The following is a 22,768-nucleotide window of genomic DNA, read 5'->3' as shown; positions in this document are numbered from 1 at the left end:
GCGAGGGTGCGCGCCACGATCGGACGGATGTTCTCCGCCTCGTCGTACGTCGGGATGATGACCAGGGACTCGTTCATCACAGGGCTCCAGTTCGGGTCGGTGGGGCTGTCGGTCAGTCGTGCACGAGGGTCGCGAACACGATGAGGTTGTCGGTGTAGTGCCCGGTCGCGGTGTCGAACGTGCCGTCGCACGTGATCAGCCGCAGCGCGGGCGTGGGGGACGTGCCGTACACGTCGCTCGTGGGGAAGGCGGTCTTCGCGGCGCGCTCCGAACGCTGCACCTCGAACACCCGGGTGCTCCCGTCGGACATCGTGACGGTGATCCGGTCGCCGGCGACGAGCTCGTCGAGTCGGTAGAACACCGCGGCGCTCGTGGGGGAGTCGACGTGCCCCGCGATCACGGCGGGGCCGACCTGGCCGGGGACGATGCCGTCGCTGAACCAGCCCGCGCTGTCCCAGTCCTTCGGCGGGTCGAGCTCGCCCGCGGACCCGCGGTGCAGGTCCTCCAGGCCGCTCGACACCCCGATCGCGGGGATCGCGACGCGGACCGGCGTCGCCGTGGAGACCGCCGCCGGGGCAGCGGGGTCCTGGAACCCGTCGGCAGCGGAGGCCGAGCGGCCCGCCGAGTCCGACCGGCCCGCGGAGTCCGACCGGCCCGCGGAGTCCGACCGGCCCGCCGAGTCCGACCGGCCCGCCGACGCCGATGCCGACGCGGCGGCTGGGGCTGACGCGGCACGGGTCTCGTCCCCGTTCGACGCGGCGACGGCCACCCCGGCCACGGCGCCGCCGGCGAGCACCACCGCGACGCCGATCGCGATCGCCAGTGTCCGTCGACGGCCGTGCGTGCGCGGCTCGTCCGGAGTCCGGTGCGATGCCGTCCGGCGGCTCACGAGTCGCTCCCGGAGCTGGTCGCGCACCCGCCGAGGACGTCCGAGGTGAGCATGGTCGCGCCGAGCGCAGCCCATGCGTCCCCGTAGTACGTCGGCGTCGTCGCGGCGGTCCGGTCCGCGCGCTCGAGGTCGGCGCGGGCGGCGGAGTCGCTGCCGGCGGCCTGCTCGGCAGCCGCGCGCGCGGCGTAGGCGAGTGCGTTCGTGTCGCCGGTCACGGCGGTCCCGCCGAGGTCGAGCTGCGCCGCGAGCTGGGTCGAGCGCCGGAGCGTCGGGGCGATCGAACCGGCCAGGCGCCGGTCGGCGCTGCTGCACGCCTCGGCGTACCGCAGCGGCAGCCGCATGGCGTCGTAGCCGTAGAGGACCCGCCCGTCGTCGGCCGAGGTGGGCATCGGGTCCACCGACCCGTCGGCGTGCACCTGCGACCAGTCGCTCGGCAGGTCGGTCGCGTCGAGGAGCGAGGCGGTGACGGTGCGCGAGCCCGCCTCGAGCTCGCGCCACCGGTCGTCGCCGGTCGCGCGGGCGAGGATCCGGAACGCGGCGGGCGAGGCGTAGGAGGCGTCGTAGCGGTACGGTTCCTCGTCGGCCCACGGACCCGCGAGGAGGATCCGTCCGGCGTCCGTCTCGACCGTCTCGTGGTCGAGGATCGCGGCGGCGATCCGCTTGCCCGCGGCGGTGTAGCGCGGCTCGTCCCAGGCCTTCCCGGCGAGCACGAGCGCCCGTGCGGCATCGAGGTCGGCGTCGCTCGCGGACTGCTCGTCCGCGACGCCGCCCTTCGGCGTCCACCGCCAGGCGAGGAGGTCGTCGTCGGTCAGCAGGTGTCGGTCGGTCCAGCGCCAGACGTCGTCGAACGTCGAGCGGTCGCCGGCGGCGTACGCGATGAGCAGACCGTACGCCTGACCCTCGCTGACGGTGTCGCCGCCCTGGTCCTTCCGGACGACGCGCCCGTCCTCGACGTAGCGGTCGAGGAACGCGGTCCGGAGCTGTGCGGCGGAGCGGGTGGTGTCGGGCGCGGTGGTCGAGGTCGGGGTGGACGCCGCCTGCGGCGTCGGCTCGTCCGACCAAGGGTGGACGGCGACGAGCGCCGCGCCGGCGGTGACGGCGACGGCCGCGATCGCGGCGACCGGGATCCAGGTCCTGCGGTGCACGGGGCCTGCCTCTCGTTGGGTGTCGGGTCGGGGGTGCGGACTGGAGGCGCGGTGCGGGTGAGCTGGTCCGCTCACCGGTGGCGCGCCTCCAGGCCGTCAGCCGAAGATGCTGCGGAACGCAGCGACGAGCGCGTGGAACGCGTCGGTGACGGGGCGGTCGGCGGCCGTGCCGCCGCCGCCGGTCTGCACGCCGCCCTTCGGGGTGGCGGCGGTGGCCGCGGCGTCGGTCACGGGCACGACGGTGAGGTCGCCCTTGCTGTCGTCGAGGACGAAGAGCGTCGAGACGGTGTTGCCGGCGAGGTCGACCTTCGCCGTGCCGCGCTGTCCGCTGCCGGAGACGTCGAGCGTCCACTTGCCGGACTTGACCGTCGCGTAACCCGTCGCGGTACCGAACGTCGCGTCCTCCGCCACGGCGGTGCCGGTCGAGGTGGAGACGTCGACGCGCTTGGCCGTGGTGGCGGCCTGGACGAGCCGGAGCTTGGCCTTGCCGTCGCCGGGCTGCTGGAGGTCGTCCTTGAACGCGGTGGTCTTGAGGTCCGAGTTCTTGCCGTACGCGACCACCGTGCCGGCGTCGCCCGCACTCACGGTGACGTCCGTGGAGATCACCGGGGTGGAGTCGGGGGCGTCGGCGGCCCGCATCGAGAGGACGTAGGTGCCGACCGGCAGCTCCTGGTACGGGCTGACCTGGCCGTAGGTGACGTCGTCGAGCTCGAAGACCTTCTTGCCGCCCGACAGGCTCGACAGTTCGACGTCGACGCCCTTCGTGTCCGGCGAGAGGTGGCCGACGCGGAGCCAGCCGTCCTGCGGGGTCGCGGCCGAGGCCGCCTGCGGGGCGAGGCCGACGGTGGCGGCGACGAGGGCCGCGGCGAGGGTGCCGACGACGACGGGACGTGCGGTGCGGGGACGTGCGGTCATGGTGGTGCTCCTTCGGATGGAGGTGCGGTTCGGGTTCGTGCTGGGGCGGCAGCCCGGCGCGCCGCGGTCGGCGACGCACCGGGCTGCCCGGCGCCGGGTCAGGCGGCGGTGGGCGCCGTGGTCGGGCCGATCGGTGCGTAGGTCACGACGAGTTCGGTGCCGTGCCGTTCGACGGTCGACGGTCGGTAGGTGTCGGACATCGCGTCGAGGATGCGCTCGACCCGGGTCGCCTGGGCGGCGTTGCCGGCGTGCAGGACCACGCGACGGAACACCTGACCGGTCTCGCCGGTGAGCGGGGTGAACCGGTCGACGGCGACCCGCTGGTCGGCGAGCACCTGCCCGAGCGCGATCATCGCCCGGCTGTCGACCTGGCCGGCGCGGAACTGCGACCGGGTGCCGGCGTCCGCCTCGAGCGCGGGGTTGGCGGCGAGCTCGGTGCCCATCGCCTTGCGCTGGTCGGCGGCCTTCGTGATCGCCTGCTCGGCGGCCGTCTCGCCCTCGGAGTGGATGCGTCGGACGTCGACCTGCTGGTCGCCGGTCCCGAACACCGCCACGGAGGTCGAGTTGCGGATGGCCTCGGCGACGTCCGTCGAGGAGTTCCCGCCGGTGCGCATCGAGTCGGTGGTCACGACGTAGTCGGAGTCCTTCCAGCCGTTCGGCGACTGGCGTTCCACGGCGGCGTCGGTGTCGAGCTTGTAGTACCAGACGACGTTGTCGCGGGCGAAGCCGGCCTTGACGAGGTCGACCCACATCGCGTCGTCGACGAGCAGTCGGGACGACTTCGGGACGTTGTCGCCGACCCACCGCTCGGCCTGCTGCATCGGCTGGTCGAGGTCGCTGCTGAGGAAGCCGCGGAGCTGACCGGCCCAGAGGGGCGCGGCGACGGCGAGGGCGACGACCGTGACGGCGGCCCACGCGATCCCGAAGGTGCGACGGACGCCGCCGGGGAGGCGGCTCCGGCTGCGGGACCACCCGGCGATCACGAGGACGGCACGCTCGGCGGTGTACGCGACGAGCAGCGCCGCGAACGGCACGAGCATGATCACGTACGGGACGGGCAGGTACCCGTTCGGTCGGAACATGAACACGAGCAGGAACACGAGCATGGCGGCGATCGGCCGGACCCGGCGCAGGAACAGGCCGACCAGGGCCGCTGCGCTCCCGAGCACGATGAACACCGGGTCGAGCGCCCACCACTGTGCCGCGGCCTGGTGCGCGAGGCTGCCGCCGTCGAACACCGACCCCGACGCGGTGCGGGACCCCAGCTGGTAGGTGATGCCCTGGAAGAGGCTGACCCGTCCCGCTCCGGGGAGGAGCTCGCCCTTGACCGCGGCGAGCAGCAGGTAGCCACCGCCGATGACCGTGAGCACCGCACCGGCGACGCTCAGTGTGTAGCGGCGGGTGCTCTTGTCGGCCCGACGGACGGCGATCCAGATCAGGAACGGCAGCGCGAGGAGGTAGGTCTCCTTCGAGAGCACCGCGATGCCGAGGCGTGCGGCAGCGCCGGCGAACCCGGCGAGCTGCTGGCGGCGGCTGAGGACGAGCACGAACGCGGCGAGGAGCCACGGCGTCGCGACGTTGTCGATGTAGACGGTGCGGTGGTACTGCAGCGCGAGCGGGGACAGGGCGAACACGAGCACGGCGATCGCCGCGGTGGGACGGGCGGTGCCGAGTCGGCGCGCGAGCACGAAGAGCAGCACGCTCGAGACGGCGGTGAAGAACACCATCGACTCGCGCGCCGCCTCGACGGCGAACGGGTAGCGGGCGAACGCGCCCGTCACGGACGTGTACGCCGCGATCTGGATCCAGCCCAGCGGCGGGTGGTCGTACCAGTACGTGTAGTGCGTGAGCTCGCCGAGGTTCGTGATGGCCCAGGCCTGAGCGGTGTAGGTCCCCTCGTCGTCGATGCGCTGCGGCGTCCCGGACATGTTCCACAGCTGCACGGCCGCGGCGACGGCGAGGACGGGGAGCAGCCAGGCGAGGCTGACCGCGTGACGGCGGACCCAGCCGGCCGCGCCGCTGCGGGCGACGGCGCCCCGGATCGGGATGCCGGTGGTGTTCGTCATGCTGGCGGTCATCGGGTCCCTCCGGTGGTCTGCAGCTCACGGGCGTCGGCGGACTCGGTCGCCGTCTCGGTCACGGCGCTGGGGAAGCCGACGACCTCGGGAGCGGGCGTGCGGTGCTGCCCGGTGTGCTCCGTCTTCTCCCAGCCGTTCTGGCCCTGGACGTGCCGGACGACGGCGCGGACGGCCGCCGCGGCGAGGAACACCTGGTACGGGATCAGGCCGAGGACGAGCTTCACGTAGTCGCGGACCCGGACCTTCTCCTTGTAGAGCCGCCCGAACTCACCGAGGCCGACGATCTCGACGGCCAGCAGCATGAGGGTCGGGGCGAGCGGGATGAACGAGATGAGGGCGATCGACGTCGGGACCTTGACGAACGCGATCATCAGGACGCTCAGCGGGATCAGCAGACCGGTCGCGGCCTGGATGAAGGGCATCGTGAGCAGGTAGCGCGCGAAGAAGCGCTGCTTGCGGGTCGGGAGCTTCCTCCACTCGCCCTTGCCGAGCACCTGGAGGAAGCCCTGGTTCCACCGCGTCCGCTGCTTGAGCAGGGACGCGAAGGTCGGCGGGGTCTCCTCGCGGGTGACGGCCTCCGGCGAGTACGCGACGACGACCTTGGCGTTGTCGGCGCTCAGGCGGACGCCCAGCTCGCAGTCCTCGGCGAGGCAGTGCGCGTCCCAGCCGTTCGACCACTCGAGGCGCTCGCGGGTCACGAAGACCGTGTTGCCGCCGAGCGGGATGAACTTCGACTCGGCGTGGAAGTGCAGGCGCGAGCGGAACCAGAAGTAGTACTCGAGCACGTTCCGGAGCGACCACCAGCTCGACTTGAAGTTCATGAGCTGCACGCCGCCCTGCACGACGTCCGCACCGGTCTCCTGGAAGCGGGAGTCGACGAGCGTCAGCAGGTGCGGGTAGACCTCGTCCTCGGCGTCGAACACACCGACGATGTCGCCCGTGGCGTACTGGAGGGCGAGGTTCATCGCCTTCGGCTTGTTCTTCGGCGCGGTGTCGTCCACGACGACCCGGATGAGCTCGGGGTGGCGCGCGGCGGCGGCGCGGACGACCGCGTCGGTCTCCGGGTCGTCCTCGCCGACGATCGCGATGATCTCGAAGTCGGGGTGGTCCTGCGTGGCGAGCATGTCGAGCGTCTGGCCCATCACGTCCTGCTCGTGCCGACCCGGCACCAGCAGCGTGAAGCGGTGCGCCGCGGGCCGCGGCGTCTCGCTGAAGCGGGTGGCCTTGAGCGCGTCGCGCGAGCGCCAGGCGTGCAGCATCCACCACAGGGTCGACAGCGCGACCAGCGTGAGGAGCACGGAGACGACGATCAGGGCGGAGTACCCGATCCACTCGCCCAGCGACCAGGCGGCGTGCGGGAGCTGACCCGAGCCTCCCGTCGGGACGTTCGTGGTGCCGCGGTTCGGCACGGTGCCGGACGTGGCGGGGGAGCCGGGCTGCAGGAGCGGACCGGCGGCGGTGACCAGCGCGGCGGAGAGGGTGGTCGTCATCAGGCCGAAGCCTCCTTCGTGGGACGAGCGTCAGTGGAACGGAAGACGAGGGCCTTGTACGCGGCGAAGCGGAACGCTGTGCCGAGGACCAGGCCGACCCCGTTGCCGGCGACGTTGTCGGCGAGGGTGGATCGGAACCCGAGGACGTAGTGCGAGACGAACAGGCAGGCGGCCGCGATGAAGAGGCCGACGAGGTTCGCGAGGGCGAAGAGCAGCCCCTCGCGGACGGTGGCGCGGCGGTCGACGCCGCGCTCGGAACGGAAGGTGATGGACCGGTTCGCGAGCCACGCGACCGCCGTCGAGACCACCGCCGACACGACCTTCGCCCAGATCGGGCTGTCGGGCAGGACGGTGGCGCGGAGGACGTTGTACACGGCGAGGTCGATGACGAAGCAGACGGCGCCGATGGTGCCGAAGGACGCCAGTTGGCGCCCGAGGGTGAGCAGGCGCGCTGCGCGGGCAGCACGGACCGGAGTGGGGGCCTCGGTCTCGGGTGACACCAGAACGGGGGTATCGGTCGAGGTCATGCCCCCGATTCGGGGGACTCGTCGGGACCGGTTTGGTCCGGTCCCGACGATGCCAGGTCTTTGCCAGGTTGGCGACACCTGCCGTTCACATGGGGTACGAACGGCCCGACCGGTCTGTGCACCGCCCGCCCCTCGGCGGGTCGCGTCCCGGTCGATCGTGCGCGAGGATGGTCCGGTGAGCTTCACCGGCATGCCCCGCTTCCGCAAGTTCTGGTCGACCGTGCAGGTCGCCGTGCTGTCCGCGGCCGTGCTGTTCTGCATCGTCATGCTCGTGATCGGCCAGGGCAAGCTCGACCGGGTGTACGCGGTCGCGGCGATCTTCTTCGGCCTGGCGCTCGCCGGGCACGCCACGTACCTCTGGCTCACGGCCCGGGCCGCGCGCGACGGGCGCTGACGGGTCGCGGTCGCACTGTCCGTCTGCCATCGCGGGCGCGGTGCTCGGCCGGGTTGTGGCCGGGATCGCCATCACCTACTATCTGCGTATGCACGTAGACAAGCAGGTGTGCGGTCTCGACCCCGAGTCCGAGTACGTCGAACTCGCGGTCGAGGTCTTCGCGATGCTCGCCGACGCCACCCGCGTCAAGATCGTCCTCGCGCTCCGGAACGCGGAGGAGATGAGCGTCAACCACCTCGCCGACGTGGTGGACAAGAGCCCGGCTGCGGTCTCGCAGCACCTCGCGAAGCTGCGGCTCGCGCGCATGGTGTCGACCCGGCGCGAGGGGACGACCGTCTTCTACCGCCTCACCGACGAGCACGCCTCCGAGCTCGTGATCGACGCCGTGAAGCAGGCCGAGCACGTCGTCGGCGCGGCTCCGCACCACCGCACGCGCGCATGAGGCAGCGACCGGATCACGAGCACTCGCACTCGCACTCGCACGGCAGCGCGCAGCACGACGGGCACGAGCACGACGGCCACGACCACCCCCACGGCGGCGTCCGCGGCTTCCTCTTCGACCTCTTCGTCCCGCACACCCACGACGCCGCCGACTCCATCGACGACGCCCTCGAAGCCAGCACCGCCGGTGTCCGCGCCCTCAAGGTCAGTCTCGTCGTGCTCCTCGCCACGACGGTCGTGCAAGCCGTCATCGTGGCGTTCACCGGCTCGGTGGCGCTCCTGGCGGACACGATCCACAACTTCGCGGACGCCCTCACCGCCGTGCCGCTCTGGGTCGCGTTCGTCCTCGGGCGGCGGGTCGCCACACGCCGGTACACGTACGGGTACGGCCGCGCCGAGGACCTCGCGGGCATGTTCATCGTCGTCGTGGTGGCCCTGTCCGCGGTCGTCGCAGCCTGGGAGGCGATCGACCGCTTCGTCCATCCCCGACCGGTCGAGCAGCCGTGGCTCCTCGTCGCCGCCGGGCTCATCGGCTTCGCGGGCAACGAGGCCGTCGCGGTCTACCGGATCCGGGTCGGCCGCCGCATCGGATCGGCGGCGCTCGTCGCGGACGGAGTGCACGCCCGCCTCGACGGCTTCACGTCCCTCTCCGTGGTGCTCGGCGCGGTCGGCGTGCTCGTGGGACTGCCGCTCGCCGACCCGATCATCGGGCTGCTCATCGCCGTGTCGATCCTCGCCCTGCTGTGGGGCACGGTGAAGGCGATCGGCGCCCGGCTCATGGACGCGGTCGAGCCGGGGTTGGTCGACCGCGTCGAGCACGTCCTCCTCGACTCGGACCGGGTCGTCGAGGTCCGCACGCTGCAGCTCCGATGGACCGGGCACCGGCTCGTCGGCGCGGCCACGGTCCTCGTGGACGCCACCGACCTCGCGGCGGCCTCGCACCTCGCGGAGCACGCGGCCGCCCACGTCCGCACCGCCGTCGGCAACGTCGACGAGTTCACCGTGACGCCGGCACCCGTCGGCGTCGCACCCCGATGAGAGGAACACCATGTCCGTCGTCAAGATCAACGCCATCGCCGTGCCCGAGGGGCGGGGTGCCGACCTCGAGGCCCGCTTCGCCGGTCGCGCCCACGACATCGAGTCGCAGGCGGGCTTCGAGGGCTTCCAGCTCCTCCGCCCCGTCGCCGGGGAGACCCGCTACTTCGTGGTGAGCACCTGGGCCGACGAGGAGTCCTACCAGGCCTGGCGCACCGGCCAGGCCGGCGCGCACCACGGCGGTCCGAACCCCGTCGCGACCGGGGCCGAGCTCCTCGAGTTCGAGGTCGTCGCCCTCGACTGAGCGACGGCGGGCCGGACGGGAGGCCCGTGGCGGCGCCGCCACGGGCCTCCCGTCCGGCCCCGCTCCGGTCGGACGCCGACCGTCAGTACCGGAGGCCGTGCCCGAACCGGAACACCGGGTCCTCGGTGGAGAACGGGGCGTCGCTCGGGGACGCGACCACGGCGGCACTCGACCGCGGCAGGTAGCATCGGAATTGACCACTTGGTAAAGAACAGAGCGGACGTGGAGCAGGGCCTCCCCAGGAGTGCGCGCGGTCGGGCTCGTCGCGCCGCGATCCTCGACGCGGCCGGACTGCTCGTCGGGCGCCGCGGCTACGACGGCGTGACGCTCCGCGACATCGCGACGGCGGCGGGCACCACGCACCCGCTGCTGCTGCACTACTTCCGCACGAAGGACGAGCTGCTCCTCGCCGTCGTCGACACCTGGCGGGAGCGTGCGGAGGACCTCGGGTTCGGACGCGACGACGACCTCGACACGGTCCCAGAGCGGGTGGTCCGGCTCGCCGAGCAGAACGCCGCGACGCCGGGCTACATCGCCCTCTTCACGACGCTGTCCAGCGCGGCGTCGGCCCCCGAGCACCCGCTGCACGACCACTTCACCGAGCGCTACCGCACCGTGCTCGAAGGGCTCCGCCGGTACTTCCGACACGCGGAGGCCACGGGCGGGCTCGTGCCCGGGGTGGACCCGGACGCTGCCGCGCAGAGCATCGTGGCGCTGCAGGACGGTGCGCAGGTGCAGTGGTTGTACGCGCCGGACGAGGTGGACGTGCCCGGGCTGCTCCGGGGAGCGTTCGGGCGACTGCTCGTCGACCAGCCGGGGTGACGACCTCCCGGTGTCCCGGCCTGGAGGCGCGTCGCGGGCCCGCCACGCGCCTCCAGGCCGGCCGACCAGCGCGATCCGCGTGCCGCTGCCGCGTCACCGATGAGCGGGCGCACCAGGCCGTCGTCAGTCGAGCTGGGAGACGCGCACCCAGTCGACGAGCATCTGCTGTGGGAACCGCGTGGTCGCGTCCGGCGACCCGGGCCAGCCGCCGCCGACCGCCACGTTGAGGATGACGAAGAACGGACCGTCGAACACCCAGGGGTTCGACCCGACGTCCGCACGGGTCACCGTGCGGTAGGCGGTGCCGTCGACGGTCCAGGTGATCGAGTCGGGACGCCAGTCGACGCCGAAGACGTGGAAGTCGTCGGCGAAGGCGGCCCCGGACGGGTTGCGGTACGTCGCGGAGATGCCGTTCGCACCCGAGTACCCGGGTCCGTGCACGGTGCCGTGCACGAGCGCGGGTTCGTAGCCGACGTTCTCCATGACGTCGATCTCGCCGCACGCCGGCCAGCCGACCTGTCCGATGTCGGCGCCGAGCATCCAGAACGCCGGCCAGATGCCCTGGCCCCGGGGGATCTTGATGCGCGCCTCGACGCGGCCGTACTGCGCCGTGTAGGTCCCCTCGGACTTCAGGCGGGCGGACGTGTAGGTGCCGTCGGCCTCGCGCCGGGCGGTGATGACCAGGTTGCCCGTACCGTCGAGCTGCGAGTTCCGGCGGGAGTCCGTGTACGTCTCGAGTTCGCCGTTGCCCCACCCGCCGGCGCCGAGGTCGAAGCGCCAGATCCCGGGGTTCGGAGCGCTTCCGGCGGCGCCGTCGAACTCGTCGGCGGCGAGGAGCGTGCCGGCGGCGGTCGCGGCCCGTGCGGTGGCCGTGCCCGGCAGGAGGGCGGAGGTGGCGGCGGCCGCGGTCGCGGCGGCACCGGTGAGACCGAGCGTCACGAAGCGACGTCGGTCGAAGGCTGGTCCCTGATCCATGTGCGAGATTGTGCGGTGCAACGTCCGCGGACACCAGCATTGCGCCGGAATCCGCAGGTTCGTCGGGCTGCAGTGTTCGGCAGGGTCCGCGTCGCGCGGTGACGGTCTGCGTCGGTCGGTGAGCACGTGGGCTGGTGGTCGGTGTCGCGATCTGTCTGCAGGCCCGTGGATCAGTGGGTCAGGTGCCAGACCAGGGGGAGGATGAGACCGGCCACCCACGCGGCGACGACGAGCAGCCCGCCGACCGCGATCCACCGGCGCCGCCTGCGGAGCTTCGGGCTGCGGTCCTCGCCCCACATCTGGGCGCGGACGAGGACGCGGTTCGCCTGGTCGACGACCTTCCGGACCTCGGGGTCGTCGAGGGGGAGCGACCCGGACCGGGCGTGCTCGGCGATGGCCGTCGCTTCCTCGACGGTCAGGTCGTCCTTGCGCATGGGCCCATCGTCGCACTCAGCGGGGTCGTCGTGCCCGGTGTGGTCTCCGCGCGCGGTGCGGCTTCCGTGCCAGGCGGGTTCGCCTCGTACCGGACCGCCACCTCGTACGGCAGCGACGCGCTGAGCTCGTCGACGCGCGGGTCGTGCAGCGTCCGGCCGTCCGCGGTGGGGAGGTCGAGGTAGCTGCGGCGCACCACGTGCCGGTACACGCCGGCACCGGAGGTTCGCCCGACGTGCAGCCGCCACCGCTCGGGATGCCGACGGAGTGACCGGGCCTCGACCGCGGTGGCCGGATCGGTCGCGAGCACCGCCCACAGCTCGTCGTCCGTCGCTGCGGCGAGCCCGGCGTCGTCGAGCAGGCCGCCGGTGACGGCGCGCGACACCAGGGCGCGCAGCACCGTCACCGGCACCAGGTTCGCGGGCGACCGCTGTGCGCGGGCCTCTCGGACGGCGAGATCGACGAGTTCGACGGCGTCGTCCGGGTCGGCGTCCACGGCGCCGTCGACCAGCCGGAGACGTCGGAGCAGCTCGTGCGGGGGCGTGGTCGTGCGGCCGTGGGCCTGCCCGCTCCGCAGGAAGGAGTCGAGGTGGTCGAGCTTGAGGCCGCCGTGCGCCGGGGTCAGCACCGACGGGCGGCGGCCGTCGTCGATCGCGATGACGCGTTCGGGGTCGACCGGGCACGACCGGGCGAGGTCGTGGACCGCTGCCCGCCCGAGGGTGTGGTGGTCGAGGCCGGCGATGCCCTCGAGCGTGTGGCTGAACGGCAGGTGCCCGACGTCGTGCAGGAGGGCGGTCACCCGGGCGTCGTGGTCGTCCGGGGCGAAGTGCGCGACGAGCGCGAGGACGCCGAGGGAGTGCTCGAGGCGCGAGTACGCCTGGACGGTGGTGATCGACGCGGCACCGGCGTGGGCGACGAACGCGAGACGTCGGACCGGCCACGCGGTGAGCAGCGAACGCTCCGTGGCGGTGAGCACGACCTCGACACGCCAGAGCGGGTCGAACCACACTCCGTCGTGGCCCAGGGTGTCCACCGCGTCGACGTGCACGGCCCCACGCTAGCGGGCGCCACCGACGCACAGCCCCGGGGCAGCTGGGCGGGCGTGTCGGCGGTCGCGTCGCGGCGCTCATCCGACCCGGGCCGGCCGGCCGGCGTCGCACCGAGGCCTTCCTGTGACCCGACGGACCGGTGGGCGGGTAGCACCGGGGGCATGGCACATCGGTTCCGCGGTCAGGTCGTCGTCGTCACAGGAGCATCGAGCGGCATCGGGAGGGCCGCCGCACACGAGTTCGCCCGGCAGGGGGCGACGCTCGTCCTGGCCGCGCGGTCGCACGAGAGCCTCGAGGCCGCCGCGGCCGAGTGCCGACGGCTCGGGGCCGAAGCCGTCGCGATCCCGACCGACGTGTCCGACGAGCACGCCGTGCGCGACCTCGTCGGGACGACGACGTCGCGGTTCGGCCGCATCGACGTGTTCGTCGGCAACGCCGCCCTGTTCGTCTACGGGCTGTTCGAGCAGACCCCGACGGAGTCGTTCAAGCGCGTGGTCGACACGAACCTCTACGGGCACCTCAACGCGATCACGGCCCTCCTGCCGCACTGGAAGCAGCGGGGGAGCGGCACCTACGTGCTGGTCGGGTCCATCCAGTCGCTGCTCAGCGCGCCGTACCAGTCGGCGTACGTGACGAGCAAGCACGCCGCGCTCGGGCTCGTCGACGTCCTCGGCGACGAGTACGCGGGGACGGGCATCCGGTTCACGTCGCTGCTGCCCTCGACGATCGACACCCCGATCTACCAGAACGGTGCGAACTACACCGGCAAGGCGTCGCACCCGCTGCCGCCCACGGTCTCGGTCGGGCGGGCCGGGCGCGCGGTCGTCCGCGCAGCGCTGCACCCCAAGCGTTACCGCTACGTCGGACGGGTGCAGGCGTCGCTCGTGCCGCTGCAGTACGTCTTCCCGGGGCTCTTCCACCGGATCACGAAGCCGATGGTGGAGACGTTCGCGCTCCGCGGGCGGCAGGAGCCCACGGACGGCAACCTGCACGTCCCGGCCGACGCCGGGAACGCGACGGACGGCGGCTGGGTGGCGAAGCGCCGGAGGGTGACCCGGCCGCTGGCGTGGGCCGGGGCCGCCGCTGTCATCGGAGCCGTGGTGCTCCGAGGCCGCGCCCGGCGCTGATCGCGCCGGGCGCTCGTCGGATCGCGCCGGGCGCTCGTCGGATCACACCGCAGCCGCGGCTGCACGGGCGGTCCCGGAGACCCTGTGTGACGCCCGGGTCGCACGCGCCCGCCGCCCGTCGTACGGTCGAGCCATGACGACCTCGACGACCGCCGCCGACCGCACCGCCGCCTGGACGGCCTGGCACGCTGCGCACGAGGCCGCGCGCGCCGACGAGCACGGCTTCCTCGCGATCACGAGCATCCGGTGGCTCGGGGCCGAGCCGGAGCGCTTCGACGACGCTCCGGGCACCTGGTCGACGTCGGCGGACGGTCCGGTGGTCGTGCTCGACGACGGTCAGTCGATCGTGGTGGACGGTGTCGAGGTGACCGGCACGCACCGGTTCGGGCCGCTGCCGGAACGCTCGGGCACGAACGTCGTGTGGCAGGACGGCGACGAGACCGTCGTGATCGAGGTCGCGCGGCGCGGCGGCAGCGACGTCGTCCGCCCGCGGCACCCGGGCAACCCGACACGGACCGGCTACACGGGCACACCGGCGTACGAGCCGACGCCCGACTTCGTGGTCGAGGCGCACTTCGAGCCGTTCGACGAGCCGCGCTCGGTCACGGTCGGGTCCGTCGTCGACGGGCTGCAGCACGTGTACGAGGCGCCGGGCGTCCTCACCTTCGACCTCGACGGGCCGCGGTCGCTCCTGGCGTTCAACGGGTACGGCGGCGGTCTGCTCGTGCTGTTCCGTGACCGCACCTCCGGCGTGACGACGTACGCCGCGAACCGGAGCCTCGACGTGCCGGCGCCCGACGCGGACGGGCGGACGACCATCGACTTCAACCGGGCGACCAACCTGCCGTGCGCGTACACGCCGCACGCGACCTGCCCGCTGCCGCCGGCCGAGAACCACCTCGACGTCGCGGTCGAGGCAGGGGAGCGCCTGCCCGCGTAGCCCGCCGTCACGCCGTCACGCCGGGAGCGGGAGCCGCTTCCAGCCGCTCAGCAGCCGCCACGACACCGGGTCGAGCGTCAGCACGCTGCCCATCCCCGGCTGCTCGTGGGTCCTGGCGACCGGCTCGCCGGTGAGCGAGGCGAGCAGCAGCGCCCCCACCGCGCCGTGCGACACGAGCACGACGCCGCCTCCGGCGCCGGAACCGGCACCGGGACCGGCGAGCGCCCGCACCGCCGCGACGATCCGCTCCTGGGCGTCGACGGCGCGCTCCCAGCCCCGGACGGACTCGCTCGGCCGGTCGAAGAACGCGTCCACGACGGCATCGAACTCGTCGAACGGCAGGTACCCGGTCGCACTCCGGTCGACCTCGACGAGCGCCGGGTCCTGCTCGACCGCAGCGCCGCCGGCGACGAGTTCCGCGGTCTCGACGGCCTTCCGCTCTGTGCTCGCGATGACGCGCGCGACCGGCGCCCGCCAGGCTGCCGCCCGGGCTCGCCCGACGGCCGAGAGGCCCCACGAGCCGATCGGCCGACGGGGCTCGACGACGGGTTCCGCGTGCGTGACGAACCAGACGGTCATCGGGACACCCTGCCACGCCGTGTCCGGGCGTCCCCTCGTGACCGCTGCACGTCGCTCCGACGTCACACGACGCAACGTTCGTTCACGGCCCGCAACACCCGTCGTGGGTGGGTCGGGATCGCCGTACGGTCGGCGCATGACCGAGTACCTCGACCGCGAGCAGGACAAGACCTACACGAAGGTCTACAAGCAGCAGACCCCCGACATCCTCGCCGCCTTCGCGCAGTTCGACGAGTCGGTGTTCCGGGCCGAGGGACGCGAGATCCCGCTGCGGTACCGCGAGCTCATCGCCCTGGCCGTCGGCATCACGACGCAGTGCGTGTACTGCATCGACGCCCACAGCCAGCGTGCGGTCGCGGCCGGCGCGAATGAGGCCGAGCTCGCCGAAGCCGCGTGGGTCGCGACCGCGATCCGCGCCGGTGGCGGCTTCGCCCACGGCCGCCTCGGCTTCAAGTTCGGTGCCGAGGCTGCCTCCGCGCCGGGCGCCGCCCCCGCGCCGGGCGCCGCCCCCGCGCCGGGCGCCGCCCCCGCGCCGGGCGCCGCTCCCGCGCCGGGCGCCGCTCCCGCGCCGGGCGCCGCCCCCGCGCCGGGCGCCGCCCCCGCGCCGGGTGCCGCCTCCGCGCACGAGGCCGCCCACACCCACTCCCACTGACCGCACCGACACGAGACGGGACCCGGCACATGTCCGACCGCACCATCCTCGTCACCGCGCTGCAGGGCGCCGGATGGCACCCCGCGGCGTGGCGCGTCGCCGGGTCGGCCGCCCGGCGGCTCAGCAGCCTCGGCCACTGGCGCGACGTCGTCGTCGAGCAGGACCTGCTCGGCGTCGACGCAGTCACCATCGAGGACTCGTTCACCGCCGGACCGGTCGACGCCCGCGGCGACCTCGACACCCGCAGCGTCGTCGGACGGCTCGACGCCCTGCTCGTCGCGAACGCGGTCGCCCCGGCGACCCGCGCGCTCGGGTTGGTGCCGACCGTCTCGGTGACCCACACCGAACCGTTCCACGTCGCCACGGGCCTCCAGACCCTCGACCACGTCTCGCACGGCCGGGCCGGGTGGCGGGTCCAGGTGAGCCCGACGCCTCGCGAAGCAGCGCTCTTCGGGCGCCGTCCCGGCGGCGACGAAGCGTCCGTCCTCTTCGACGAGGCCCGGGAGGTCGCCGAGGTCGTCTCCCGTCTCTGGGACAGCTGGGACGACGACGCGATCATCCGCGACGTGACGACCGGCCGCTTCATCGACCGCGACCGCATCCACAACGCCGAGTTCGAGGGGTCCTTCGTCTCGGTCCACGGCGCATCGATCGTCCCGCGGTCGCCGCAGGGACGTCCCCCGGTGTTCTCGCTGGCGCACCGCGCCGACGCAGCCGCCTTCGCGGTGGACGTCGCGGACGTCGTGCTGGTCACCCCGGGCTCCGCCGGCCGGGAGGCGCAGGACCTGCTCGACGAGGTCCGTCACCTCGAGCAGGTGGCCGGGTCGGACGTCCGCCGTCCGGTCCTCGCCGACCTCGCGGTGCTCATCGGCTCCTCGGTGGCGGAGGCGAGGGACGACCTCGCCGCGCTCGACGCCGCCGCCGGTACGCCCTACGCCGTCGGCACCGGTTCGGACACCTCGGTCCTCGCGACGACCATCGCGGACCTCGTCGAGCTGATCGGCGACCTGCGCGGGCTCGGCTACGCCGGCGTCCGGCTGCGGCCGCTGCGGATCCCGGTCGACAGCACCGCGATCGCCCGGCAGCTCGTGCCGGCGCTCGTCACCGCGGGACTCCGCGCTGACGTCGCATCCCGTCCCACCGCCGACCTGCGCACGCGGCTCGGCCTCGCCCCGGCCGTCAGCCGGTACGTCCGCACCACCGCTGCCCAGGGGGTCCCAGCATGAGCACGAAGCGTCAGGTCCACCTCGCCGCCCACTTCCCGGGGGTCAACAACACCACCGTGTGGAGCGACGACCGTGCCGAGAGCCAGATCGCGTTCTCGTCGTTCGAGCACTTCGCGAAGAACGCCGAGCGCGGGTTCTTCCACTTCCTCTTCCTCGCCGAGGGGCTCCGGCTCCGCGAGCAGAAGGGCCGGATCCACGACCTCGACGTCGTCGGACGCCCGAACACCCTCGCGATCCTCGCCGCCCTGGCCGGGGTCACGGAGCACATCGGTCTGGTCGGGACCCTGCAGACGACGTTCAACGAGCCGCTGGAACTGGCGAAGCAGCTCGCGACGCTCGACCACCTGACCGACGGGCGCGCCGGCGGGAACGTCGTGACGAGCTCCGACGCGTTCCACGGCGCCAACTTCCGCCGCGGGGGCTTCCTCGACCACGCGGACCGCTACACGCGCGCAGCCGAGTTCATCGAGCTGTCGCGCGAGCTCTGGGACTCATGGGAGCCGGACGCCGTCGTCGCCGATCCCGCGTCGGGCACCTACGTGGACCGTTCGCGCATCCGGGACGTCGACCACCACGGACCCCAGTTCGACGTCACCGGGACCTTCCCGGTGCCGCGCAGCCCGCAGGGGCACCCCGTCATCGTGCAGGCGGGCGACTCCGACGAGGGTCGCGACCTCGCCGCCGCGCACGCCGAGGTGATCTTCTCGCTGCACACCGAGTTCGACGACGCGAGGGCGTTCTCGGACGACGTCACGGCGCGGCTCGCGCGGCACGGCCGGAGCCGGGACGAGCTGCTCATCCTCCCGGGCGCCACGTTCACCATCGGCGACACCGCGGAGGAGGCCCAGGAGCGCTCGCGCGCGATCCGTCGTGCACAGGTCAGCCCCGCCACGGCGATCGCGTTCCTCGAGCAGGTCTGGAACCGCGACCTCTCCGGCCACGACGTCGACGGCCCGCTGCCCGACGTCGAACCGGACGTGGACGCCGACGCGATCACCCGAGGGCGCGTGCGACACCTCCGGGACCCGCGCAGCACCGTCGCTGCGTGGCGCGCGCGTGCCGCGAGCGACCACCTCTCGACCAGGGACCTCGTGATCGAGGTGTCGACCCGGGGCGGGTTCGTGGGGACACCGGAGCACCTGGCGGCGGAGATCGACCGCTTCGTGCAGGCCGGTGCAACGGACGGCTTCGTCGTCGTGCCGCACACCAACCCGCACGGTCTCGACGAGTTCGTAGACCGGGTGGTACCGCTTCTGCAGGAACGCGGGGTGTACCGGGACTCCCACGACGAGGGCACGACGCTCCGCCAGAACCTCGGGCTGCCCGATCGGGTCCGCGACCGGCAGGCGGCCACGGCATGAGCGCCGTCCCGCTCTCGGTCCTCGACCTCGTCCCGGTCAGCAGTGGTTCCACTGCCGCGGCGGCACTGCACGCCACCGTCGATCTCGCCCAGCGCGCCGAACGTGCCGGGTACGCCCGGTACTGGCTCGCCGAGCACCACCTCAACCCCGGGGTCGCCGGCAGCGCGCCGACCGTCGTGATCGGTGCCGTGGCCGCTACTACCTCCTCGATCCGGGTCGGCAGCGCCGCGACCCTCGTCGGCAACGTGCGCGGGCTGCAGATCGCCGAGACCTTCGGGACCCTCGCCGCCCTGCACGGTCCGCGCATCGACCTCGGGCTCGGACGGTCCGGTGCCCCGGCTCCCGGTACACCCAAGCCGCCGTCGCTCGCACCGCGGGCGGACGAGGTCGTCGACGGTCTGCTCGTGCCCGCGCCCTTCGACTTCCGGATCGCCGCCGGGTCGCGCTTCGCCCTGCAGGGGGAACTCCTCGGCCGGGTGCCCGGCGACGTCGACCGGTTCGAGGGGGACCTCGAGCTCGTCCGTGCGCTGTTCGCCGGCACCTGGACGCGTGACGGGGCGCTCGTCGAGGCGCCGCCGGCGACCGGCGCTCCCGTCGAGCTCTGGATCCACGGCTCGACCGGCGGCGAGAGCGCGCGCATCGCGGGTGCCCTCGGCCTGCCGTACGGGGCGAACTACCACACGTCGCCCGGCACGGTCCTGGCGTCCGTCGAGGCCTACCGCGAGGCGTTCCGCCCCGGCGTCCTCGACGCGCCGCACGTCATCGTGTCGGCGGACGTCGTGGTCGGGCGGACCGCGGACGAGGCGTCCGAGCTCGCGCTCGGCTACGGCCAGTGGGTGTGGTCGATCCGCTCCGGGGTCGGGGCGATCGCGTACCCGACCCCGGACGAGGCCCGCGCGCGGCCCCTCGACGACGAGGCGGCCGCGGCCGTCGCCGACCGGCTGGCGACCCGGTTCGTCGGGGACGCGTCGCACGTCGCCGACCGGTTGGAGACCCTCCGTCGGGTCACGGGAGCGGACGAGCTCCTCGTCACGACGATCACGCACGACCACGAGGCCCGGGTGCGCTCGTACGAGCTGCTCGCGGACGAGTGGGCGCGGCGGGCCGAGCAGGAGGTGCCGGCCGCGGTCTGAGTCGCGACCGAGCGCGCTGCCGTCGCGAGACGTCATCGTCGACGTCGTGCGACGTCGGCTGTGTCGCTAGCTGGCGGCGGCCGGATGCCCGCGTGTGCAACGAGCGACGTCGCCGGTGTCGCACGACGACGGCCGTGTCGTTCGACATCGACGCTGAAGCGGGACGTGACGAGTGTCGCAGGCCGGCGGCCGTGTCGTCGGGCCACGGCCCGACCGCACACGCCCCTCGGACGAACGACGCCCCCGCTGCCGGTCGGCAGCGGGGGCGTCGTCCTGCGTGACGGACGTCAGCTGTTGTCGAGCGGGAGCCCCTCCGGGTTCACCTCGGACGTCTTCACGGCCTCGTTCGACAGGTTGTACGCCTCGAGCCACTTCGCGTACGTGCCGTCCTCGATGAGCTCGTTGATCGCCGCCGCCACGGGCTTCGCGATCCCGCTGCCCTTCTTGGTGGTCGCCGCGATGAGGCCCTGGAGCGACGACCCAGCGCCGGAGTAGGTGCCAGCCGTCTTCGTCGGCTCGGCCGTGCCCTTGCTCTGCGTGTTCTGGTAGGCGATCGTCGGGTTCGGCCCGAAGTACGCGTCGATCTTCCCGGAGTCGAGGGCGAGCTTGATGGCGTTGCCGTCCGGGTAGTACTTGATCGTGAAGTCCTCGCCCTTCGCCTGGAGCTCCTTCTGCCACTCGAGGAGGATCTTCTCCTGGTTCGTGCCCGAGCTGACCGACAGGGTCGTGCCGGCGAGCACCGACGGGTCGCCGTCGAACGTGAACGAGCTGGTGGACAGGACCTGGAACGCGAGGTTGTCCTGCCGGTAGGAGGCGAAGTCGTACTTGTCCTTGCGCTGCTCGGTCACCGTGACGTTCGAGAACCCGGCGTCGTACTTCCCGCTGTCGATGCCGACGAAGAGGTTGTCCCACGTGGCGTTCTGCACGTCGGCCTCCAGCCCGAGCTTCGCCGCGACGAGGCGGCCGAGGTCGGGTTCCGAACCGGTCAGGGTCTTCTGGTCGTCGCCGGTGAACGCGAGGGGCGGGAACCCCGAGGGCAGCGCACCGACGCCGATGGTGAGCTTGCCGGAGTCGCGGACGTCGGCCGGCAGGACGTCGTGGAGCTCGGTATCCTCGGTGACCTGCACCGTCGTCTCGGTCGCTGCGCCGTTCGAGTGCGCGCCGATCGTGACCGTCCCGTCGGCGGTGCCGGACGTGTCGGCGGACGCGTTCGCGGCGCAGCCGGCCAGGGCGACGACGACTCCGGCGGCGAGGACGAGGGCGCCGGCGCGGTGACGCCAGCGGATGGGGGTGATCGTGGACATGGTGCTCCTGTGTCGGGTGTGGGTGAGGGGAGGGAAGGTCAGCGCACGCGGGCGAGGAAGTCGCGGGTCCGGGCGTGCTGCGGGGTGTCGATGACCTGGGCCGGCGGCCCCTGTTCGACGATGCGTCCGTGGTCGAGGAAGACGACGTGGTCGGCGACCTCGCGGGCGAACGCGACCTCGTGCGTGACGATGACGAGCGTGGTGCCCGAGTCGGCGAGGGACCGGATGACGCCGAGGACCTCACCGACGAGCTCCGGGTCGAGTGCGGAGGTCGGCTCGTCGAGGAGCACCACGGACGGCTCCAGCGCGAGCGCCCGTGCGATCGCGACGCGCTGCTGCTGCCCGCCGGACAGCTGGCGGGGTCGTGCCCCGGCGCGGTCGCCGAGCCCGACGCGTTCGAGCAGGTCCTGCGCCCGCCGGAGGGCCACCGGCCGCGACACCCCGGCGGCCACGGGACCCTCGGCGACGTTCTCGAGCGCGGTGAGGTGCGGGAACAGGTTGAAGTGCTGGAACACGAACCCGATGCGGGACCGCTGCCGGAGGATCTGCCGTTCGGGCAGCTCCTTGTACCGCTGCGTCCCGTCGCGTCCGGTCCGCAGCCGGACGCCGATGGTCTCGCCGCCGATCGTGACGACGCCCCGGTCGAGCGGCTCGAGGTGGTTGATCGCCCGGAGGAGGGTGGACTTGCCCGACCCGGAGGGGCCGAGGACCACGGTGACGCTCCCGGCCGCCAGTTCGAGGTCGATCCCGTCGATGACGCGCTGGTCGCCGAAGGACTTCACGGCACCGGCGACGGCGATGGACGCGCTCACGAGACAGCCTTCCCGTCGTTCTCGCCGGACGCGACCACGCGCCGGGCGCTGGCGAGCTGTGCGGCGCGGTCCGTGCCTCCAGGCCGGGTCCGGCGCGCCGCAGCGCGCAGCCGCTGGAACGGCGTCGGCGGGAGTGCCCGCGCGGAGCCGCGTGACGTCCACCGCTCGACGTAGTACTGCGCGACCGACACCGCGCTGGTGAGGGCGAGGTACCAGACGGTCGCCACGACGAGGAGCGGGATGATGTCGGTCGGGTACGTGCTCGACAGGTTCTGCACCACGCCGAACAGGTCGAGCAGCGACACGTAGAACAGCAGCGAGGACGCCTTGAGCAGCCCGACGATCTGGTTGACGAACGCCGGGACGATCGAGCGGAGCGCCTGGGGGAGCACGACGCGGCTGAACTGCCGGCGCCGCGAGAGACCGAGCGCCTGCGCCGCCTCGAGCTGCCCGTGGTCGACCGCCAGGACGCCGGCGCGGACGATCTCCGATGCGTAGGCGATCTCACTGAGGCTCAGGCCGATCACGCCGATGGCGAGGTCGCCGAGGACGTTCGCGGTCGGCACCTCCCACTGCGGGCCGAACGGGATCCCGATGCCGATCGTCGGGGAGAGCGAGCCGAGGTTGTAGAGGAAGACGAGCACGAGGATGAGCGGCACCGACCGGAACAACCACACGTAGCCCCACGCCAGCCCGGACAGCACCGGGTTCTGCGACAGCCGGGCCACGGCGACGACGACCCCGCCGACGAAGCTGATGACGGCGCTCAGCGCAGTCGCGACGAGCGTCAGCTGCAGGCCGGTGAGGATGGCCGGGCTGAACAGCCACTTCCCGACAGCCGGCCAGCCCCAGGCCTCGTTCGTGAACAGCGTCTCGACGAAGTTCAGCAGGACGACGAGCACGAGTGCGGCGGCCACCCAGCGGACGGGGTGGCGCAGCGGGACGACCGGTCGGTCGAGGGCAGCACGGCCGGCAGCGGTGACCGCGTCGGCGCCGCTGTGCGGGCCGGTCGCGTCCGCACCCGTCCTGGAGGCGCGGTGCGCGTCCGACGTGGAGCCGGCGTCCGGGACGCCGGTCGCGTCCCGTACGGGGACCCGGGTGGTGTTGGTCATGCGGCGACCGTAGGAGGCGCCGCACG

24 protein-coding genes are annotated in these 22,768 nt (G+C 73.1%); 11 read left to right on the top strand and 13 right to left on the bottom strand.

What is annotated here, in order from left to right:
• Positions 1-112 precede the first annotated feature (112 nt).
• From IEY20_RS03310 to IEY20_RS03285, 6 genes are all read right to left on the bottom strand, one after another.
• Positions 113-889: a class F sortase gene (locus IEY20_RS03310; RefSeq protein WP_175327369.1), complete on the bottom strand. Its 777-nt coding sequence runs from the start codon at positions 887-889 to the stop codon at positions 113-115.
• The gene (locus IEY20_RS03305; RefSeq protein ID WP_175327368.1) at positions 886-2,034 is read right to left on the bottom strand and encodes a family 8 glycosyl hydrolase; all 1,149 of its coding nucleotides are present in this window, start codon (positions 2,032-2,034) and stop codon (positions 886-888) included. Before IEY20_RS03305 ends, IEY20_RS03310 begins: the two co-directional genes overlap by 4 nt.
• A 96-nt stretch (positions 2,035-2,130) precedes the next feature.
• Positions 2,131-2,949, bottom strand: a complete 819-nt coding sequence (locus tag IEY20_RS03300; RefSeq protein ID WP_175327367.1) for a DUF4397 domain-containing protein — start codon at positions 2,947-2,949, stop codon at positions 2,131-2,133.
• 98 nt (positions 2,950-3,047) lie between these two features.
• Positions 3,048-5,015: an ArnT family glycosyltransferase gene (locus tag IEY20_RS03295; protein ID WP_188888893.1), complete on the bottom strand. Its 1,968-nt coding sequence runs from the start codon at positions 5,013-5,015 to the stop codon at positions 3,048-3,050.
• Between the two features lie 8 nt (positions 5,016-5,023).
• On the bottom strand, positions 5,024-6,517 hold the full coding sequence (locus tag IEY20_RS03290) for a glycosyltransferase (RefSeq protein ID WP_204620514.1): 1,494 nt from the start codon (positions 6,515-6,517) through the stop codon (positions 5,024-5,026).
• Positions 6,517-7,017: a GtrA family protein gene (locus IEY20_RS03285; protein WP_229727828.1), complete on the bottom strand. Its 501-nt coding sequence runs from the start codon at positions 7,015-7,017 to the stop codon at positions 6,517-6,519. Before IEY20_RS03285 ends, IEY20_RS03290 begins: the two co-directional genes overlap by 1 nt.
• Positions 7,018-7,219: 202 nt before the next feature.
• Here IEY20_RS03285 and IEY20_RS03280 point away from each other — a divergent pair, with 202 nt between their 5' ends.
• The 5 genes from IEY20_RS03280 to IEY20_RS03260 all read left to right on the top strand — a co-directional run bounded on the left by IEY20_RS03280 (position 7,220) and on the right by IEY20_RS03260 (position 10,040).
• On the top strand, positions 7,220-7,438 hold the full coding sequence (locus IEY20_RS03280; RefSeq protein ID WP_022904372.1) for a hypothetical protein: 219 nt from the start codon (positions 7,220-7,222) through the stop codon (positions 7,436-7,438).
• A gap of 88 nt (positions 7,439-7,526) precedes the next feature.
• Positions 7,527-7,880 (top strand): ArsR/SmtB family transcription factor, encoded by a 354-nt coding sequence (locus IEY20_RS03275; RefSeq protein WP_031273840.1) that lies wholly within the window; start codon positions 7,527-7,529, stop codon positions 7,878-7,880.
• The gene (locus IEY20_RS03270) at positions 7,877-8,917 is read left to right on the top strand and encodes a cation diffusion facilitator family transporter (protein WP_175327364.1); all 1,041 of its coding nucleotides are present in this window, start codon (positions 7,877-7,879) and stop codon (positions 8,915-8,917) included. The genes IEY20_RS03275 and IEY20_RS03270 overlap by 4 nt, the downstream gene beginning before the upstream one ends.
• Positions 8,918-8,927: 10 nt before the next feature.
• A complete protein-coding gene (locus tag IEY20_RS03265; RefSeq protein WP_175327363.1) occupies positions 8,928-9,218 on the top strand; it encodes an antibiotic biosynthesis monooxygenase family protein in 291 nt (96 codons plus the stop codon).
• A gap of 201 nt (positions 9,219-9,419) precedes the next feature.
• Positions 9,420-10,040, top strand: coding sequence for a TetR/AcrR family transcriptional regulator (locus tag IEY20_RS03260; RefSeq protein ID WP_175327699.1), 621 nt, complete (start codon positions 9,420-9,422; stop codon positions 10,038-10,040).
• 123 nt (positions 10,041-10,163) lie between these two features.
• Here IEY20_RS03260 and IEY20_RS03255 read toward each other — a convergent pair whose 3' ends face one another.
• The 3 genes from IEY20_RS03255 to IEY20_RS03245 all read right to left on the bottom strand — a co-directional run bounded on the left by IEY20_RS03255 (position 10,164) and on the right by IEY20_RS03245 (position 12,495).
• The gene (locus IEY20_RS03255) at positions 10,164-11,015 is read right to left on the bottom strand and encodes a glycoside hydrolase family 16 protein (protein WP_022902118.1); all 852 of its coding nucleotides are present in this window, start codon (positions 11,013-11,015) and stop codon (positions 10,164-10,166) included.
• A 170-nt stretch (positions 11,016-11,185) separates the two neighbouring features.
• Positions 11,186-11,449: a hypothetical protein gene (locus tag IEY20_RS03250; RefSeq protein ID WP_022902119.1), complete on the bottom strand. Its 264-nt coding sequence runs from the start codon at positions 11,447-11,449 to the stop codon at positions 11,186-11,188.
• Positions 11,431-12,495: an HD domain-containing protein gene (locus IEY20_RS03245; RefSeq protein ID WP_175327700.1), complete on the bottom strand. Its 1,065-nt coding sequence runs from the start codon at positions 12,493-12,495 to the stop codon at positions 11,431-11,433. The genes IEY20_RS03250 and IEY20_RS03245 overlap by 19 nt, the downstream gene beginning before the upstream one ends.
• 162 nt (positions 12,496-12,657) lie before the next feature.
• Between IEY20_RS03245 and IEY20_RS03240 the strand changes: the two genes are divergently transcribed.
• On the top strand, positions 12,658-13,623 hold the full coding sequence (locus IEY20_RS03240) for an SDR family NAD(P)-dependent oxidoreductase (RefSeq protein ID WP_175327701.1): 966 nt from the start codon (positions 12,658-12,660) through the stop codon (positions 13,621-13,623).
• Positions 13,624-13,756: 133 nt separating this feature from the next.
• The gene (locus tag IEY20_RS03235; RefSeq protein ID WP_175327702.1) at positions 13,757-14,563 is read left to right on the top strand and encodes a DUF1684 domain-containing protein; all 807 of its coding nucleotides are present in this window, start codon (positions 13,757-13,759) and stop codon (positions 14,561-14,563) included.
• A 15-nt stretch (positions 14,564-14,578) separates the two neighbouring features.
• Here the strand turns inward: IEY20_RS03235 and IEY20_RS03230 are convergent, their stop codons facing one another.
• The gene (locus IEY20_RS03230; RefSeq protein ID WP_175327703.1) at positions 14,579-15,142 is read right to left on the bottom strand and encodes a histidine phosphatase family protein; all 564 of its coding nucleotides are present in this window, start codon (positions 15,140-15,142) and stop codon (positions 14,579-14,581) included.
• A gap of 136 nt (positions 15,143-15,278) precedes the next feature.
• Here IEY20_RS03230 and IEY20_RS17015 point away from each other — a divergent pair, with 136 nt between their 5' ends.
• From IEY20_RS17015 to IEY20_RS03210, 4 genes are read left to right on the top strand one after another with little or no spacing between them, the layout of a single operon-like run.
• Positions 15,279-15,794 (top strand): carboxymuconolactone decarboxylase family protein, encoded by a 516-nt coding sequence (locus IEY20_RS17015; RefSeq protein WP_229727827.1) that lies wholly within the window; start codon positions 15,279-15,281, stop codon positions 15,792-15,794.
• 29 nt (positions 15,795-15,823) lie between these two features.
• Entirely contained in the window at positions 15,824-17,020 is a 1,197-nt protein-coding gene (locus tag IEY20_RS03220; RefSeq protein ID WP_175327705.1) for an LLM class flavin-dependent oxidoreductase, read from the top strand.
• Positions 17,017-18,381: an NtaA/DmoA family FMN-dependent monooxygenase gene (locus IEY20_RS03215; protein ID WP_175327706.1), complete on the top strand. Its 1,365-nt coding sequence runs from the start codon at positions 17,017-17,019 to the stop codon at positions 18,379-18,381. The genes IEY20_RS03220 and IEY20_RS03215 overlap by 4 nt, the downstream gene beginning before the upstream one ends.
• Positions 18,378-19,514, top strand: coding sequence for an LLM class flavin-dependent oxidoreductase (locus tag IEY20_RS03210; RefSeq protein ID WP_175327707.1), 1,137 nt, complete (start codon positions 18,378-18,380; stop codon positions 19,512-19,514). The genes IEY20_RS03215 and IEY20_RS03210 overlap by 4 nt, the downstream gene beginning before the upstream one ends.
• A 287-nt stretch (positions 19,515-19,801) precedes the next feature.
• Here the strand turns inward: IEY20_RS03210 and IEY20_RS03205 are convergent, their stop codons facing one another.
• The 3 genes from IEY20_RS03205 to IEY20_RS03195 are packed head-to-tail and all read right to left on the bottom strand — an operon-like array spanning position 19,802 to position 22,742.
• The gene (locus IEY20_RS03205) at positions 19,802-20,818 is read right to left on the bottom strand and encodes a transporter substrate-binding domain-containing protein (protein WP_175327708.1); all 1,017 of its coding nucleotides are present in this window, start codon (positions 20,816-20,818) and stop codon (positions 19,802-19,804) included.
• A 38-nt stretch (positions 20,819-20,856) separates the two neighbouring features.
• Positions 20,857-21,630, bottom strand: a complete 774-nt coding sequence (locus IEY20_RS03200; protein ID WP_175327709.1) for an amino acid ABC transporter ATP-binding protein — start codon at positions 21,628-21,630, stop codon at positions 20,857-20,859.
• Entirely contained in the window at positions 21,627-22,742 is a 1,116-nt protein-coding gene (locus tag IEY20_RS03195; protein WP_175327710.1) for an amino acid ABC transporter permease, read from the bottom strand. Before IEY20_RS03195 ends, IEY20_RS03200 begins: the two co-directional genes overlap by 4 nt.
• Positions 22,743-22,768: the final 26 nt, after the last annotated feature.

It is taken from the genome of Curtobacterium luteum (assembly GCF_014646995.1).
In the GTDB taxonomy this organism is placed as follows: Bacteria; Actinomycetota; Actinomycetes; order Actinomycetales; family Microbacteriaceae; genus Curtobacterium; species Curtobacterium luteum.
Note: the sequence above shows the minus strand (reverse complement) of the source record. Positions and strands in the feature narration are given on the sequence as shown.